Source organism: Chitinophaga chungangae, from assembly GCF_017742215.1.
GTDB lineage: Bacteria > Bacteroidota > Bacteroidia > Chitinophagales > Chitinophagaceae > Chitinophaga > Chitinophaga chungangae.
The window spans coordinates 1,189,149-1,202,256 of the sequence record NZ_JAGHKP010000001.1 but is presented as its reverse complement, the minus strand read 5'-3'; the positions used below and the strand labels follow the sequence as shown (position 1 = coordinate 1,202,256).

Genomic DNA, 13,108 nt, shown 5'->3' with positions numbered 1-13,108 from the left:
CCGTGCAAGTATTTTTTTAAGATTTGGCCCTTGCGAGCTGCAGGAAAACGTCGTTCATCGAACCGGCGTTGTATTGTTTTTTCAGTCCGGAAGGCGTGTCCAGCGCTTTGATCTTCCCATCTACCATGATCGAGATGCGGTTGCAATACTCGGCTTCGTCCATGTAGTGCGTGGTTACGAAAATGGTCACGCCCTTGTCCGCCGATTCGTAGATCAGGTCCCAGAACTGGCGGCGGGTGATGGGGTCCACGCCGCCGGTAGGCTCGTCGAGGAATACGATGGAAGGGTCGTGCAGCACGGCGATGGAGAAGGACAATTTTTGTTTCCAGCCCAGCGGCAGGGAGCTTACGAGATGGCCTGCTTCCTTTTCCAGCTGCAGCCGCGCGAGCAGCTGCCGTGTTTTTTCTTTGATTTGCCGGTTGGAAAGACCGTAAATGCCGCCATAAAAACGGATGTTCTCTTTCACCGTCAGGTCTTCGTACAACGAAAACTTCTGGCTCATATACCCGATCCGTTTTTTGATCTGCTCCGTTTGCGTGTAGATATCGTAGCCTGCCACTTTTGCCTCTCCGCTGCTGGGTTTCAGCAGGCCGCACAACATACGCATGGCCGTGGTTTTGCCGGCGCCGTTCGCCCCGAGAAAACCGAAGATCTCCCCCTGCCCCACTTCGAAGGTGATGGCGTTGGTGGCGGTAAAATCTCCGAAACGTTTGGTCAGGTCTTTGGTAACGATCGCGTTGTTGTTCATGTCAGTTCGTTTTGTTCCTGCATCAGCTGCATAAATGCGTCTTCAATTCCGGGCGCTGCGGGCTTTATTTCCAGCGCTTCGTGCCCCAGCGGCGCGAGGTATGCCTTTACGTCGTCCAGCTCCGTATCTAACGTTACGTGCAGGTATTCGCCGAAGGCATAACAGCTCAGCACTCCTTTAAATGCGCGCAGGTCGTGGATAAGACGGTATATGTTCTTCGCTTTCATGGCCCATACCGGCATCCCGAAACCCGCCACGATATTGGCCGGCGTATTGATCTGCATGATGGCGCCCTTCTGGATCAGCGCCACCCGGTCGCAGAGCACGGCTTCGTCCATGTAAGGGGTGGATACAAGGATCGGAATGCCTTTTGTTTTGAGGCGCTGCAGCATGTCCCAGAATTCTTTTCTCGATACCGGGTCTACGCCCGTGGTGGGCTCGTCGAGAAAAAGCACTTTGGGTTTGTGCACCAGCGCGCAGCAAAGGGCGAGTTTTTGTTTCATGCCGCCGGAAAGTTTGCCCGCAGGGCGTTTGGCAAACGGTGCGATCTGTTCGTAAATCTCTTTGATCAGCTCGTAATTCTCCTCCACCGTGGTGTTGAAAATGGTGGCGAAAAAATTGAGGTTCTCTTCGATGGTAAGGTCCTGGTAAAGCGAAAACCTGCCGGGCATATAACCCACCTCGCGGCGGATGGTACGGTATTCCTTCACCACGTCCCTCCCGTTCACTTTCGCATTTCCCTCATCGGCCAGCAGCAAAGTGGCGAGTATACGGAAGAGCGTGCTTTTTCCCGCGCCGTCAGGGCCGATCAGGCCGAACAGCTCGCCTTCGCCGATGGTGAAGGAAATGTCGTGCAGGGCTTTTACGTCCCCGAAACTTTTGTGGATATTTTCAACAATGATGGGCTGCATAACGGTTATTTTGTAACAATCCTCATTTCTCCCGGCATGCCGATCTTCAGGCTGCCGTCGTTCTGTACGCGTACTTTCAGGGCATACACGAGGTTCACCCTTTCTTCGCGCGTCTGGATGGTTTTAGGCGTAAACTCCGCTTCCGAAGCGATCCAGCTGATGGTGCCGGGCAGCGTTTTGAGCGAGCCGTCCGGCTGATCGAGCTGCACGTTCACCTGCTGACCGGTCTTTACGCGGGAAAGCTGGTTTTCGCTGATGTATGCGCGCAGGTACATGGTTTGCAGGTCCGCGATCTTGTAAAGCGGTTTGCCGTACGTCACCACTTCCCCTTTTTCAACGTATTTCACCAGCACGGTGCCGTTCACGGGGTTCACCACGCGCGATTGCGCCAGCTGTTCCTTCACTTGTTCCACCTGTACCTGCAACGGCTGCGTTTCGCTGGATATGCCGCTTACCTGCGTGTGGAGCGACGATGCGGTGGACGCATACTGTTTCTCCAGCACCGCGATGGCCGCGTTGATGTCGTCCAGCTGTTTGGGCGTGGCGGCATTGGCTTTGAGCAGGTCTTCGATGCGCGTTTTTTCACGCTGCTGCGTGGCGATCTGCTGGCGGATCACGGCCAGCTGGGGCGAAACGTCCGGCGTTTTGCTGAGCACGGCTTTGATGTTCGCGCCCAGCTGGTCTTTGCGGAGTTTCAGCTGAACGGAATCGATGCCGCCCACGGGCGTGTTGGCGGCCAGCACGGCGCCTTCTTCCACGTCGAAGCTCAGCAGGCGGCCGGTGGCTTCCGCGGATACGATCACTTCGGTGGATTCAAAATTCCCGTAAGCGTCCGCCGCATCGTCGCTGCCGGAACAGGCGGAAAAACAAAGCGTAATGGCGATAGCCGTGAATAGGTTGTTTATCATGCTCGTTTTCATGTTTAATATCCTTTAATAACCTGGTAATGAATGGTTGCATACACCCACTGGATCTCATGCGTCTTTTGCGTGATCACCGCCTGCGTTTCGGCAAAGAGGTCGCTGAGGTAATCGTGCACGGTCAGCACCCCGTTGTCTACCTGGGCGGCGGATACATCTTTTACTTTCGTGCGCAGCGCCACGATGTCTTTATCCTTTTCCATGGCGGAAGCCAGCGTGCTGATCTCGCCCGATTGCTGGATCAGCTGCGACCTGGTTTGCAGGGTAAACGTCTCGGACTGCGATTGCAGCGACTGTTCCTGCACCCTGAGAATGTCGCGCTCCGTGCGGGTGTAGCGCCAGTTCCAGAGCGTCCATTGCAGGCGCAGGCCGCCGATGTAATAGAAATCGAATTTATTGTCCAGCACATTGAGGCCCGGCCTTCCGTAGCCGCCCTGTGCAAAAGCGCTGATCTTGGGAAGACTTTTTGTTCCCGTAAGTTTCGATTGCTGCCGGAGCACGTCGGTCTGCATGCGGTACAGTTCCAGTTCCGGCCGGCGGATGTTTTGATCGAGCGCGGTGGCGGCCGCCGGCATTTGCAGCTCCCCTATTTCGCGTGTATCCATTCCAGTTAGCAGGGCTAAAAGGCCGATGGCGGTATTTTTGCCGTTGGTCGCTTCTTCCAGCTGCTGGCCGGCTTTGAGCAGTTCCGCTTTGAGAATGTCTACCTGGCTGGCGAGCACCGTGCCATTGTCTACCCCGGCCTGTACGCGTTCCATACGTTGTTTCACTTCTTCGATCATCTGTTTGCGTGCGCTGATATGCTCGTTCCAGATCAGGGCGTTAAAAAAAACCTGCATCACCTGCTGGCGGAGCTTGTACATTTCCACCTCCACTTTTTGTTTGTCCGCCTGCTGCTGCGCCAATTGCAGATCGCGCTGGCCCGCGGCGGCGCCGCCGTCGTAGATCGTCTGCTTTACGTCTACCGTGGCGTTGTATTGGTCTTTGGGCAGCGTGGGGATGTTTACGTTGGGAAGTTTGATGGGGATGCTCACCACCTCGGACTGGTAAGTGGCTTTACCGTTCAGCTCCACCTGCGGCAGGTAGCTGGTGCGGATGTTGCGGAGCTGAAGGGCGGTCACCTGGTCCGTCACCTCCTGCTGTTTGAGCAGCGGATAATGGCGGCGGGCGGCTTCCCAGGCGGAATCGAGCGTAAGGGGCTGCTGTGCGATGGCGGTCTGCAGGCAGGCCAGGTACAACAGCAGCGAAAGGAACGATCTCATAACTAACTCTTTTATTTAACTATTTGGTTAATTCCACGGCAAAAAAATATCAGGGCTCCAGCGCGTTGAGCACGAAGCTGCCGACGAATTTTTTTCTTTCTTCGATGAACTTGCCGAAGGCATTCGCATCCATCTGGAAAACGCCTGTGAGCAAGGGCTTGGCGGCAAACGGGAAAACGCACATCGAGATGATGCTGATCATGAGCTGCAGCGGGTCTACCTTGCGGATGTTCCCTTTGGCGGCCTCTTCAGCCAGTTCCGCCATAAATGCACGAAGGTTGGGGAACAGCGGGCCGTGGAGAAACTGGCTCACCAACCGGTCCGGGTTCTGATTGATCTCATGCAGCACAAACAGCGGCAGGTAAGGGTTTTCGCTGATGGAAGTGATGTAGTTGTCTATCGCCGCAACGATCTTCTCCTTCCAGGGCATATCCCCGGCGAAAATGGCATTCACGCGGCCCAGCAGCGCCTGCACGGCTTCGGCGAACACGATCTCGAAAAGTTTGTCTTTACTGCGGTAATAATAATGCAGCATGGCTTTGTTGATACCCGCCGCATCCGCGATATCCTGCATACGCGCCCCGCTCAGGCCACGCTGCATGAATATTTTCCTGGCCGCTTCAATGATCTGCTGTTCGGTGGTATTGGTCGTTTGCATCGTTTAACTAAGTTGTTTAACCATTTGGTTAATGCAAAGGTAAAGGGAAAATGAGCAGAACGCCAAGGAAAATTTTAAAAAGTTTTAACCTGTTGATTGCTAATTGTACAGATTTTTTTAGGCAGGGTTACCAGGAAAACAGCACCGGAAAGCGGTTGCGCTTCCGCGGAAAAAACAGAAAAGCCGGAGCAAGACTACCCCGGCGCCTGTTACCTACAACTGTTTACTAAAGTTTTTTTATGAGGCTCAAAAGGACTGAAGCACCGCTCCCACCCTTTGATCAAACGTTTCTATACCATTGTGCTCCACGCGGATCTCTTCCAGCAGCTTCATCAGCGGCTCATCGTGCATGGTCCTTTTTCCCGTTTTCAGGTCGACGTGCGTAAAGCGCGACCATAAAAAGGATTTTACTTTCTTTTGCTGCTCGTCCGTCATCCACATTTCCACCAATATCTGGTTGTCCGTAAACTCCAGCACCCGCGAATGGATAGATACTTTTTCCGCTACCAAAGCGGGCTTCAGGTAAGAGATCTGGTGCTGCGTAACCACCCAGCCCAATCCCCTCGAAGCATATTCCTTCAGGTGAAGATTATAACTTTCCGCGAGATGGTCTTCCCTCGCGTTCATAAAATAGTTGATGTAAGCCGCATTGTTCAAATGCCCGAACGGGTCGCAGTCGTTAAACCTTACGGTGTACAGCGAAGACGGTTCTTTGACAGTCATATAGCATGGTTTTACGAATAAAGTTAGGCATTGTTTTTTTTAAAGTGCCAGGGCGGTGCGAAACCGCCCCGGCTTGATTGTGTCAATTTGTTTTAAACGCATCAGGGTTACAACGGATAATGAAAATATGCAGTCTTACTTTTTAACCCAACAATTGATGTACTGTGAGCCCTCCGTCGATGGTATATTCCGCACCGGTGATAAAGGATGCATCTGCCGAGGCAAGGAATGCCACAAGTTTTGCAACCTCTGCGGATTCACCGGTGCGATTAAGCGGCACCCGCTCCGCGGATTTTTGACGGAAGGCGGTCACGCCTTCTTCGTCCAGCCCGGCTTTCGCCAGGATGGGCGTTTTGATCGGCCCGGGGTTCACCGTGTTTACACGGATGCCACGGTCTGCCAGCTCGCGGCTCAACGTACGGCCCAGTGAATTGAGCGCTGCTTTGCTGGCGGAATAAACGCTTGCGCCGGGCATACCGGTGAAAGCGTTTACCGATGATAAAAGAATGATGGAAGCGCCGTCGTTGAGCAACGGCAGAAATTTTTGGATCGTGAAGAACGCGCCTTTGAAATTTATATTCATCGTTTCGTCGAACTGATCTTCTGTTACGTCGTTTACCGGTGCGAAGGCGCCTATGCCGGCGTTGACGAACAGCACGTCAACTTTGCCGTAACGCTCCTTCACGGTGTTCACCAAACCTTCAGCGTCTGCGATGCTCGCCTGGTTTGCGGTCACGCCCAGTGTACCGCCGCCCAGCCCGGTCGCAGCCGCTTCTACAGCATCGCGGTTACGCCCGGTGATCACCACTTTCGCCCCCCTGGCCAGGAACTCCTCCGCGGTGGCATAACCTATCCCGCTATTGCCGCCCGTTACTACCGCTACTTTATCTTTCAAGGTGCTCATAGTGTGTGTGTTTGTGTATATATTGATTGTATCGATTTATTTAAAAACTTCGATATTTTTAGGCAAAAAAAAGGTCAGCTGAGCTGGAGGAAGAACATCGACAATTGTTTCATCATCTCACGATTGATCGTCAGGTTCACATTACGGCCTTCTTTTGAGCTGATCAGCACGCCGCTGTCTACCAATATCTTGATATGGTGAGACACAGTGGGTTGCGATAAACATGTCAGGTCCTGGATCGCGCCACAGCAGATACTACACTCCTGCCTGGCTATCTGCATAAGGATAGCCATCCGGTGTTTATCTGAAAGTGCGTTCGCCGCCTTCACTATCATCGCTTCGTCTATGATCATGGTGCAAATATAGGTACTTTTTTGAAATATCGAAATATATCGATCTATTTTTTTGGAAAGGAAGATGAAAAACGGGGCTGAAACAGACCGAATCCTCTCTCACAGTACATTTCACCCTACAACAAGGGACTAAAAAGCCGCACCACCGCTTCCCCCAACCGCACCCAGCGGCCCCTGCCCCGCCAGTCTTCCAGCAGCAGCTCGGTACTGTACAAACAATCCTGCAAAAACACTTCGGTCAGTTTCCAGTTCGCTTCGCGGCTATATACAAAAGCATTCACCTCGAAATTAAAGTCGAAACTGCGGATGTCCATGTTCGCTGTGCCTACCACGGTAAGATTATCATCCACCACCATGGTTTTTGCATGCACAAACCCTTTCGTGTAACGGAAAATGCGCACGCCCGCCGCCAGCAGGTCTTCATAAAACGATTCCGCCGCCTTGTTCACCACCCGGCTGTCGCTCACGCTGCCCGGTACCAGCAAACGCACGTCCACACCCGAAAGCGCGGCCTGCTGCAACGCGTTCCAGATCGGCTCGTTCGGGATAAAGTACGGCGTTGTAATGTATACGGACCGCTGCGCCTGGTTAATGGCCGCCAGGTAACTCAGCATGATAGACGAACGCTCCGAATCCGGCCCGCTCGCCGCGATCTGCACCAGGTCTTTCCCTGAAACAGGCACGTCCGGGAAAAATTCCTGCGTGATGGGAAGGTCCGCTTCGGCGCAAAAATTCCAGTCGCCCATAAAAAGGAACTGCAACGTATGCACGCCCTGCCCTTTGATGCACAGGTGCGTGTCTCTCCAATATGGCCATTTCGATTGTTTTTCACGGTATTTGGGATCGTTCACGTAACGGTCCGCCACATTGATGCCGCCGATAAAACCGGTATGCCCGTCTACCACCACGATCTTGCGGTGATTGCGGTAATTGAGCCGGTTGGCGAGCAGCCGCACACGGTAAAAAGGATATACTTCCACGCCCGCGGCCCGCATCTGGCGCAGGAAACGGCGGTTAATGTCCGAACTGCCGAAGTCGTCGTAAATAAACCGCACTTCCACGCCTTCTTTCGCTTTTTGTTTCAGCACTTCCATTACTTCGGTGCCGATCGTGCCTTCTTCGAAGATGTAATATTCGAGATGGATGTGGTGTTTGGCGGAACGCAATGCGTCGAGCAGGTAAGGGAATTTTTCTTCGCCGTTGATCAGCAGGATGGCTTCATTATCCGGCGTAAGCGGCGACAGCGAATCTTTGAACAGTAATTTTGCGATGCCGGTTTTATTGGTCATCAGATCGGGATGTTCCAGCAGGGTCTGCCGGTTTTCCTGGCGCAGGTATTCCTGCAGGCGTTCGCTGAGGCGCACGTTGCTCATCCATTTGCGGCTGTAGATGCGGTTGATCCGCCGGTTCACGCCGATGAGCAGGTATACGAGCACGCCGATGCCGGGGAGGAAAAAAAGCAGGAGAAGATATGCGAGCGTTTTGCCGGTAGACCGTGTTTCGAGCAGTGCTTTCGCGGCCACCACGAAGGTGATGCCATAAAGGATGACGAGGCCGATGGACTGCCAGTGGTCTTGTAGGAATTGCAACATACGCCGGCAAATTACGATATTTCAGGGCACAAAAAAGCCGTACTATACTGCGTGCATTCTTCAGGGTTATTTGCAGTATAATACGGCCACAGTTTTTACCGGAACGTTAGTTGTTTCCGCCGCCGCCACGGTTGCCACCGCGCTGGCGCATCGCCTCCATCTGTTCCTTGTACTTTTTGAACTGGTCGTCGGTCAGAACGGTCTTCACCTTTTCGTCCCTTTCGCCGCCCAGTTTCTGAAACGCTTCACGGTCCATGCGTCCGCCGCCGGCCTGGGCCTCTTCACGCATCTTCTGCATGTCTTTGTAGAATTTGGTGAACACTGTGTCCAGTTTCACCGCCTGCTCTTTGTTCAGCTGCAGCTCCGTAGTGAGGCGCTCTACGGTCATTTTAACGCGCTCTTCGGGAGTACGGCGCTGGCCGTTTCCGCCACCCTGCTGGGCAAAAGCGGCTACATTCACTGCCAGCATAAACGCCAGCGCGAACAGGATCTGTTTCTTCATGTTGTGATTGTTTAAGGGTTCTGGAGTTGTATGTTAAATGCTCATGGTCATTTTTTCAGGCTGTCTACTTTCGGAGGACTTTTCCTGAAATTGTTCATTTTTTTCATCACGTGCTGCACTACCGAATCGAAACGCGGCAATTGTTCCGTCGTGCACAGGGCGCGCACGTCGCGGAAGTGGCGGTAGGTCTGCAGGTCTATCACCACCTGTCTGGCGCCGATGGAATCGGCTGCCGCGGTCAGCACCGAATCGGCCACCGAATCTTCTTTCAGTAATACATAAAACCGGTCGCGGGCGGCGCGCAGGTCGCCAAAAGCGGGCTTGAGGCGCTCCCAATGCTGGTCTTTCAATTGTTTATACTGATCGAGCTGCTGCTTTGAGAAACCCACTTCTTTTTCAAGCAGCTGCATTACTTCGCCCCTGCCTCTCGATGTGCCGGTCTTCGGCGCCTCTTCAGGCGTTTTCCAAACGAAAAAAAACAGCAGTAAAAAGTTCGTCAGCAGCAGGATGATCACCAATATACTCAGTACTTTATTCCTCGCGAATGTTTCCCTCATCATTTATTCCGGTTTTTCTAACTCATAAAAATTGGAGATACCCAGTTGGTACTCATCATCCAGGAATGCCTGCTGAAGCGCGGCCTGCTCCTGCCTTTCGGCGGTGGGCAGATTAATGGCGAACATGATGCCGTTGACGGCCAGGATCAGCGCCAGGGCTGTAAACGCTACAGAGGGCCGGGCAATCACGCCGATAAAGCGTTCCCATGCGTCGGCCGGCTCTTTGCGCCCCAGGCGGGCCTGGAGACGGGTAAAAAAGAAATCCCCCGGCTCCGCCCGCTGCACCCCCTCGAGGCTGCCGAGCGTCCTGTTTATTTCCTGTTCTATGTCTCGTCTCGCTTTCATAATCGCTATATTTAGTTTAGACGACAATTATGCTGAATACTTGTATTTATTCCTGATTTCTGTAATAATCTTCCAGCTGGTCCCGCAGGTTCTGTTTGGCGCGGTGCAGCAGTCCCTCCACGGCAGACACGGACGCGTCCATAATCCCTGCTATCTCCTTGGAACTCAATCCTTCCAGCTTGTTGAGCACAAACGCGGCCTTTTGGCTGTCCGGCAGCCGGGCGATGGCTTTAAAGAGCAGCTGCGCCCTTTCCTTGTTGGCCAGCACCACGCCGGGGTGGTGGAATTCGGGTGGGTCTATCACCAGTTCGTTATTGGCCCCGAAAAGACTGTATACCTTCCCCCAACGTTTTTTCCGCGTCTTTTTACGCAGAAAATCAAGGCATTTGGTGACCGTAATGCGGTACAGCCAGGTAGATATCTGCGATTCGCCTTTGAAGGTGCCGATCGATTCGAATACCTGCATAAACACTTCCTGAGACACATCCTCCGCATCCGCTTCATTCTGCAGGATGCCGAGCGCGGTGTTATACACCATGCCCTTCCACTGAGCCACCAGTTCCTTAAAGGCGGCTTCGCTGCCCTGTTTCAGATGTGCTATGATATCCGTCAAGCTACTTGCATATAGGTGTTAAAACGGTAACTAGAAGTCCCTGCGCATGCCGCCACCGCCGGGGCCGCCTGGCATCATTCTGCCGCCTCCGGGACGGTCCCCGCCTTCACGGTTCCAACGGCGCTGTTCGCCGCCTTCGGGAGCTTTCAGCTTACCGAAATTCTTCAGCCGGTAAGTAAATGTAAGCATAAAATATTGGGTAAGCACGGAGTTCTGCTCGTCCACGATGTCCAGCCCGTTCACCGTACGGTTCACGCTACGGTTCTGTTTCAGCAGGTCGAATACGGAGAGCCGCAGCTCCGCCCGTTGGTCTTTCAGAAATTTTTTGCCCACGCTGGCGTTCCAAAGCACGAACCGCTGGTCGAAACCGTCGCCCAGCCCGTGGGTGAAGGTATAGTTGACGTCGTTCTGCAGCACGAAACCGTTTTTGGAAAGCAGGTTCACGCTGGCGCTGGCGTTGTGGGTGGAATAATTACTGTTGTTTTCCGGCTGGATCGTATTGTTCACGATGTTGAACATCGCGTTGTAAGACAGGTTGAAGTCGATATACTCGCTGATATTGCTGCTCAGCCCTGCGCCCAGGTTGTAATTATAGTTGTGGGTAAAACCCTGGAGCGAGTTCGTTACGCCCGGGATCTTGCTGTAACCAACGCCCGCGTTCACGTTCAGGTTGGATTTGATGAATTTTACCGGCATGGCCCAGGTAACGCTGGTGCGGCCGTTGAAATACCCCTCCATATTGATCGGTTTGGAGAGCCTGCCGCCTACTTTCAGCGTGTCCACCGGCGTGAGCAGGGAATCTTTCCCGTTGGTGGGCGTGTAGATCGCATTGGCGATGTAATTGCTGTTGGCCTGCACGTTCATGTTCACGAACAGGTTCTGCCCGTTCTGCGTATTGGTGTAATTGTAACGGCCGAATACGCCATGGCCGAACTGCGGGCTCAGGTTCGGGTTACCGATAGATACGTTGGTGAGCCCGGAATAAATGTACACGTCCTGCAGCTGGTCGATGTCCGGCTGCTGGGTACTGGCGCGGTAAAATATGCGGATGCGGCTGTAGTCGTTCAATTTGTACATCAGCATCGCGTTGGGCAATATGTTCTGGTAGCTTTGCGTGGCGTAATTTTGGGTCGGGTATTCCCTTTTGGTTTCCATTTCGGCATACTGGTAGTTCACGCCCACGGCCAGCATACGGTCGCGGTTGCCGATACGATAGCTGAGGCCCGCCGCCTGCGTGTTGTAGCGGTTGCTGAACATGTTGGACTGCTCGGGATCGAGTATGCTGTAGTCTTTCCCGGTGTAATCGTACTGGTAAGCCCGGCGGTCTGAGTTGTTCTTCGACCAGCTGGGACTGTAGTTCACCTGCAGCTGGCCGGATTTGCCGATGGGCTCGGTGTAGGCCACGTTCACGTTCAGGCTCTGCCCGTCGCTGAGGGGGCGCACGCGCTGGCGCAGCGAATCGTTAGACAGCGGGTCTGCCGGGTACACGAGATCGCTGTTGGTGAAACTTTCCCCATTGCGGTCGTTCGTCCTGGCGCCGAGGCCCAGGGTTACCGTGCGGCCTCTTTTGGCGAAGGCGTGGCGGAAGGTCAGGTTACCGTTCAGGTTGTAGCCGGAATTTTCGCTGGTGGTACCGCGCAGGTTTGTGCTCACCAGCGTGTCTGCCATAAAAATGTTGCCGAATGAATTGGAGAACCGGTCGTTTTTCTGGAAACTGATGTTCGGTTCGAAAATGATCTCGTTGCTGGAATCTATTTTATATTCGAGGCGGACGTTAAAACGGTGGTTGTAGTTGTGGCTGCCGCTGACGGCGGTATCGTTCTCGAGCTGCACTCCTTTCTGGAACTGCGTTTGCGTACGCGAGATCTCGGTATTGCTGCTGTTGGAGTTATTAAAGAAATAACTGCCGCTGAAGGTCACTTTTTTGCCCCAGTTGTCGTTGAAATTGATACCGAAGGAATTGGTCTTGTTCAGGCCGCTCTGGCCGCCGGTCAGGAAATTTCCTCCCCCGCCGCCGAAACCTCCGCCGCCTCTTCCGCCGCCACCGCGACCGCCCCTTCCGCCGCCGCCACGGCCGGAAGCCGCGCTTTGCACGCCGAGGAGGTCCTGGGTAGAGAAATTCTGCTGGTTCACGTTATTGGCGATACCTAAAACGGTAATGCGTTTATTGTCTTTGAAGAAGTTCACGCTGCCGCCGGCGGAATACCGCTGATCGGTGCCGTAACCGGCGTACACCCTGCCGAAGTGAGCGTTTTTCATTTCCGCGCGGGTCACGATATTAATGGCTTTCACGGCGTTGCCGTCGTCGAAGCCGGTGAAACGTGCCTGGTCGCTCTGGCGGTCAAACACTTCTATTTTGGAAATGGCGTCTGCCGGGAGGTTTTTCAACGCCATGGCCGCATCGTCTCCAAAAAAGTCCTTCCCGTCCACCGTCACTTTTTTTACTTCCTCGCCGCCCGCCTTCACTGTACCGTTCTCCACGGTAATGCCGGGCATCTTTTTGATGAGGTCTTCCCCGCTCGCGTCAGGGTTTACTTTATACGCGTCCGCGTTGTATTGCAGGGTATCGCCCTTTTGCTGGCTGGGCGGCACCTGGCCTTTGATCACTACTTCCTGCAGGTCGCGGCTGCTTTTGGGCATCAGGATGGTGCCCAGGTTCTGCGTTTCTGCCTGCAACATAATGGCGCGGGTCAATTCCCCGTAACCTATGTAAGAAATGGTAACGATGTAAGGTTTCGCCGAAAGACCGGTGATCTCGAAAGCGCCGTCTTTATCCGTAATAGCCTGTTTTTTAAATGCGGCATCTTCCGGGGAGCTGAGCCTGATAGTGGCGTTCCTGAGTGCCGTACTGTCCCCTTTATCTTTCAACACACCCTTCAGCACCAGATTCTGCGCAAACGATAACTGAGCGCAGGTCAGTAAAAGCAATGTAAAGATCAATGCATGCCGCATACTGTGATAGTTGTATATAGTTCTGCTAGATTTGACGCCGTTCCCTTCCAAAACCTTTGAGCCCTGCA

At 53.6% G+C, this 13,108-nt stretch carries 14 protein-coding genes; all 14 read right to left on the bottom strand.

The features are described 5' to 3' along the window. Positions 1-16: 16 nt before the first annotated feature. Positions 17-748, bottom strand: a complete 732-nt coding sequence (locus tag J7I43_RS05105; RefSeq protein ID WP_209143909.1) for an ABC transporter ATP-binding protein — start codon at positions 746-748, stop codon at positions 17-19. Further along, positions 745-1,659, bottom strand: a complete 915-nt coding sequence (locus J7I43_RS05100; RefSeq protein ID WP_209143907.1) for an ABC transporter ATP-binding protein — start codon at positions 1,657-1,659, stop codon at positions 745-747. Before J7I43_RS05100 ends, J7I43_RS05105 begins: the two co-directional genes overlap by 4 nt. Positions 1,660-1,664: 5 nt before the next feature. Then, positions 1,665-2,567: an HlyD family secretion protein gene (locus J7I43_RS05095; RefSeq protein ID WP_209143905.1), complete on the bottom strand. Its 903-nt coding sequence runs from the start codon at positions 2,565-2,567 to the stop codon at positions 1,665-1,667. A 14-nt stretch (positions 2,568-2,581) separates the two neighbouring features. Further along, the gene (locus tag J7I43_RS05090) at positions 2,582-3,841 is read right to left on the bottom strand and encodes a TolC family protein (protein ID WP_209143903.1); all 1,260 of its coding nucleotides are present in this window, start codon (positions 3,839-3,841) and stop codon (positions 2,582-2,584) included. 49 nt (positions 3,842-3,890) lie between these two features. Continuing rightward, a complete protein-coding gene (locus tag J7I43_RS05085) occupies positions 3,891-4,499 on the bottom strand; it encodes a TetR/AcrR family transcriptional regulator (RefSeq protein WP_209143901.1) in 609 nt (202 codons plus the stop codon). A gap of 246 nt (positions 4,500-4,745) precedes the next feature. Then, positions 4,746-5,222: an acyl-CoA thioesterase gene (locus tag J7I43_RS05080; RefSeq protein ID WP_209143898.1), complete on the bottom strand. Its 477-nt coding sequence runs from the start codon at positions 5,220-5,222 to the stop codon at positions 4,746-4,748. A gap of 142 nt (positions 5,223-5,364) precedes the next feature. Beyond that, positions 5,365-6,126, bottom strand: coding sequence for a glucose 1-dehydrogenase (locus tag J7I43_RS05075; RefSeq protein WP_209143895.1), 762 nt, complete (start codon positions 6,124-6,126; stop codon positions 5,365-5,367). Between the two features lie 74 nt (positions 6,127-6,200). Next, the gene (locus tag J7I43_RS05070) at positions 6,201-6,461 is read right to left on the bottom strand and encodes an ArsR/SmtB family transcription factor (RefSeq protein WP_262898632.1); all 261 of its coding nucleotides are present in this window, start codon (positions 6,459-6,461) and stop codon (positions 6,201-6,203) included. Between the two features lie 134 nt (positions 6,462-6,595). Continuing rightward, positions 6,596-8,071: a cardiolipin synthase gene (gene cls, locus J7I43_RS05065; RefSeq protein WP_209143890.1), complete on the bottom strand. Its 1,476-nt coding sequence runs from the start codon at positions 8,069-8,071 to the stop codon at positions 6,596-6,598. Positions 8,072-8,177: 106 nt separating this feature from the next. Continuing rightward, positions 8,178-8,573 carry a hypothetical protein gene (locus J7I43_RS05060; protein WP_209143888.1) on the bottom strand — a complete coding sequence of 132 codons (396 nt, stop codon included), beginning with the start codon at positions 8,571-8,573 and terminating at the stop codon, positions 8,178-8,180. Positions 8,574-8,620: 47 nt separating this feature from the next. Next, the gene (locus J7I43_RS05055; RefSeq protein ID WP_209143886.1) at positions 8,621-9,133 is read right to left on the bottom strand and encodes a periplasmic heavy metal sensor; all 513 of its coding nucleotides are present in this window, start codon (positions 9,131-9,133) and stop codon (positions 8,621-8,623) included. After that, positions 9,134-9,475 (bottom strand): hypothetical protein, encoded by a 342-nt coding sequence (locus tag J7I43_RS05050; RefSeq protein ID WP_209143884.1) that lies wholly within the window; start codon positions 9,473-9,475, stop codon positions 9,134-9,136. 46 nt (positions 9,476-9,521) lie between these two features. Further along, the gene (locus J7I43_RS05045; RefSeq protein WP_209143882.1) at positions 9,522-10,088 is read right to left on the bottom strand and encodes an RNA polymerase sigma factor; all 567 of its coding nucleotides are present in this window, start codon (positions 10,086-10,088) and stop codon (positions 9,522-9,524) included. 30 nt (positions 10,089-10,118) lie between these two features. Next, a complete protein-coding gene (locus J7I43_RS05040; protein WP_209143880.1) occupies positions 10,119-13,040 on the bottom strand; it encodes an outer membrane beta-barrel protein in 2,922 nt (973 codons plus the stop codon). Between the last annotated feature and the right edge of the window lie 68 nt (positions 13,041-13,108).

What these genes read in the sequence shown, in the direction of transcription:
- J7I43_RS05105 (WP_209143909.1), bottom strand. Translation starts at nt 748, where the DNA reads ATGAACAACAACGCGATCGTTACCAAAGACCTGACCAAACGTTTCGGA.
- J7I43_RS05100 (WP_209143907.1), bottom strand. Translation starts at nt 1,659, where the DNA reads ATGCAGCCCATCATTGTTGAAAATATCCACAAAAGTTTCGGGGACGTA.
- J7I43_RS05095 (WP_209143905.1), bottom strand. Translation starts at nt 2,567, where the DNA reads ATGATAAACAACCTATTCACGGCTATCGCCATTACGCTTTGTTTTTCC.
- J7I43_RS05090 (WP_209143903.1), bottom strand. Translation starts at nt 3,841, where the DNA reads ATGAGATCGTTCCTTTCGCTGCTGTTGTACCTGGCCTGCCTGCAGACC.
- J7I43_RS05085 (WP_209143901.1), bottom strand. Translation starts at nt 4,499, where the DNA reads ATGCAAACGACCAATACCACCGAACAGCAGATCATTGAAGCGGCCAGG.
- J7I43_RS05080 (WP_209143898.1), bottom strand. Translation starts at nt 5,222, where the DNA reads ATGACTGTCAAAGAACCGTCTTCGCTGTACACCGTAAGGTTTAACGAC.
- J7I43_RS05075 (WP_209143895.1), bottom strand. Translation starts at nt 6,126, where the DNA reads ATGAGCACCTTGAAAGATAAAGTAGCGGTAGTAACGGGCGGCAATAGC.
- J7I43_RS05070 (WP_262898632.1), bottom strand. Translation starts at nt 6,461, where the DNA reads ATGATAGTGAAGGCGGCGAACGCACTTTCAGATAAACACCGGATGGCT.
- cls (WP_209143890.1), bottom strand. Translation starts at nt 8,071, where the DNA reads ATGTTGCAATTCCTACAAGACCACTGGCAGTCCATCGGCCTCGTCATC.
- J7I43_RS05060 (WP_209143888.1), bottom strand. Translation starts at nt 8,573, where the DNA reads ATGAAGAAACAGATCCTGTTCGCGCTGGCGTTTATGCTGGCAGTGAAT.
- J7I43_RS05055 (WP_209143886.1), bottom strand. Translation starts at nt 9,133, where the DNA reads ATGATGAGGGAAACATTCGCGAGGAATAAAGTACTGAGTATATTGGTG.
- J7I43_RS05050 (WP_209143884.1), bottom strand. Translation starts at nt 9,475, where the DNA reads ATGAAAGCGAGACGAGACATAGAACAGGAAATAAACAGGACGCTCGGC.
- J7I43_RS05040 (WP_209143880.1), bottom strand. Translation starts at nt 13,040, where the DNA reads ATGCGGCATGCATTGATCTTTACATTGCTTTTACTGACCTGCGCTCAG.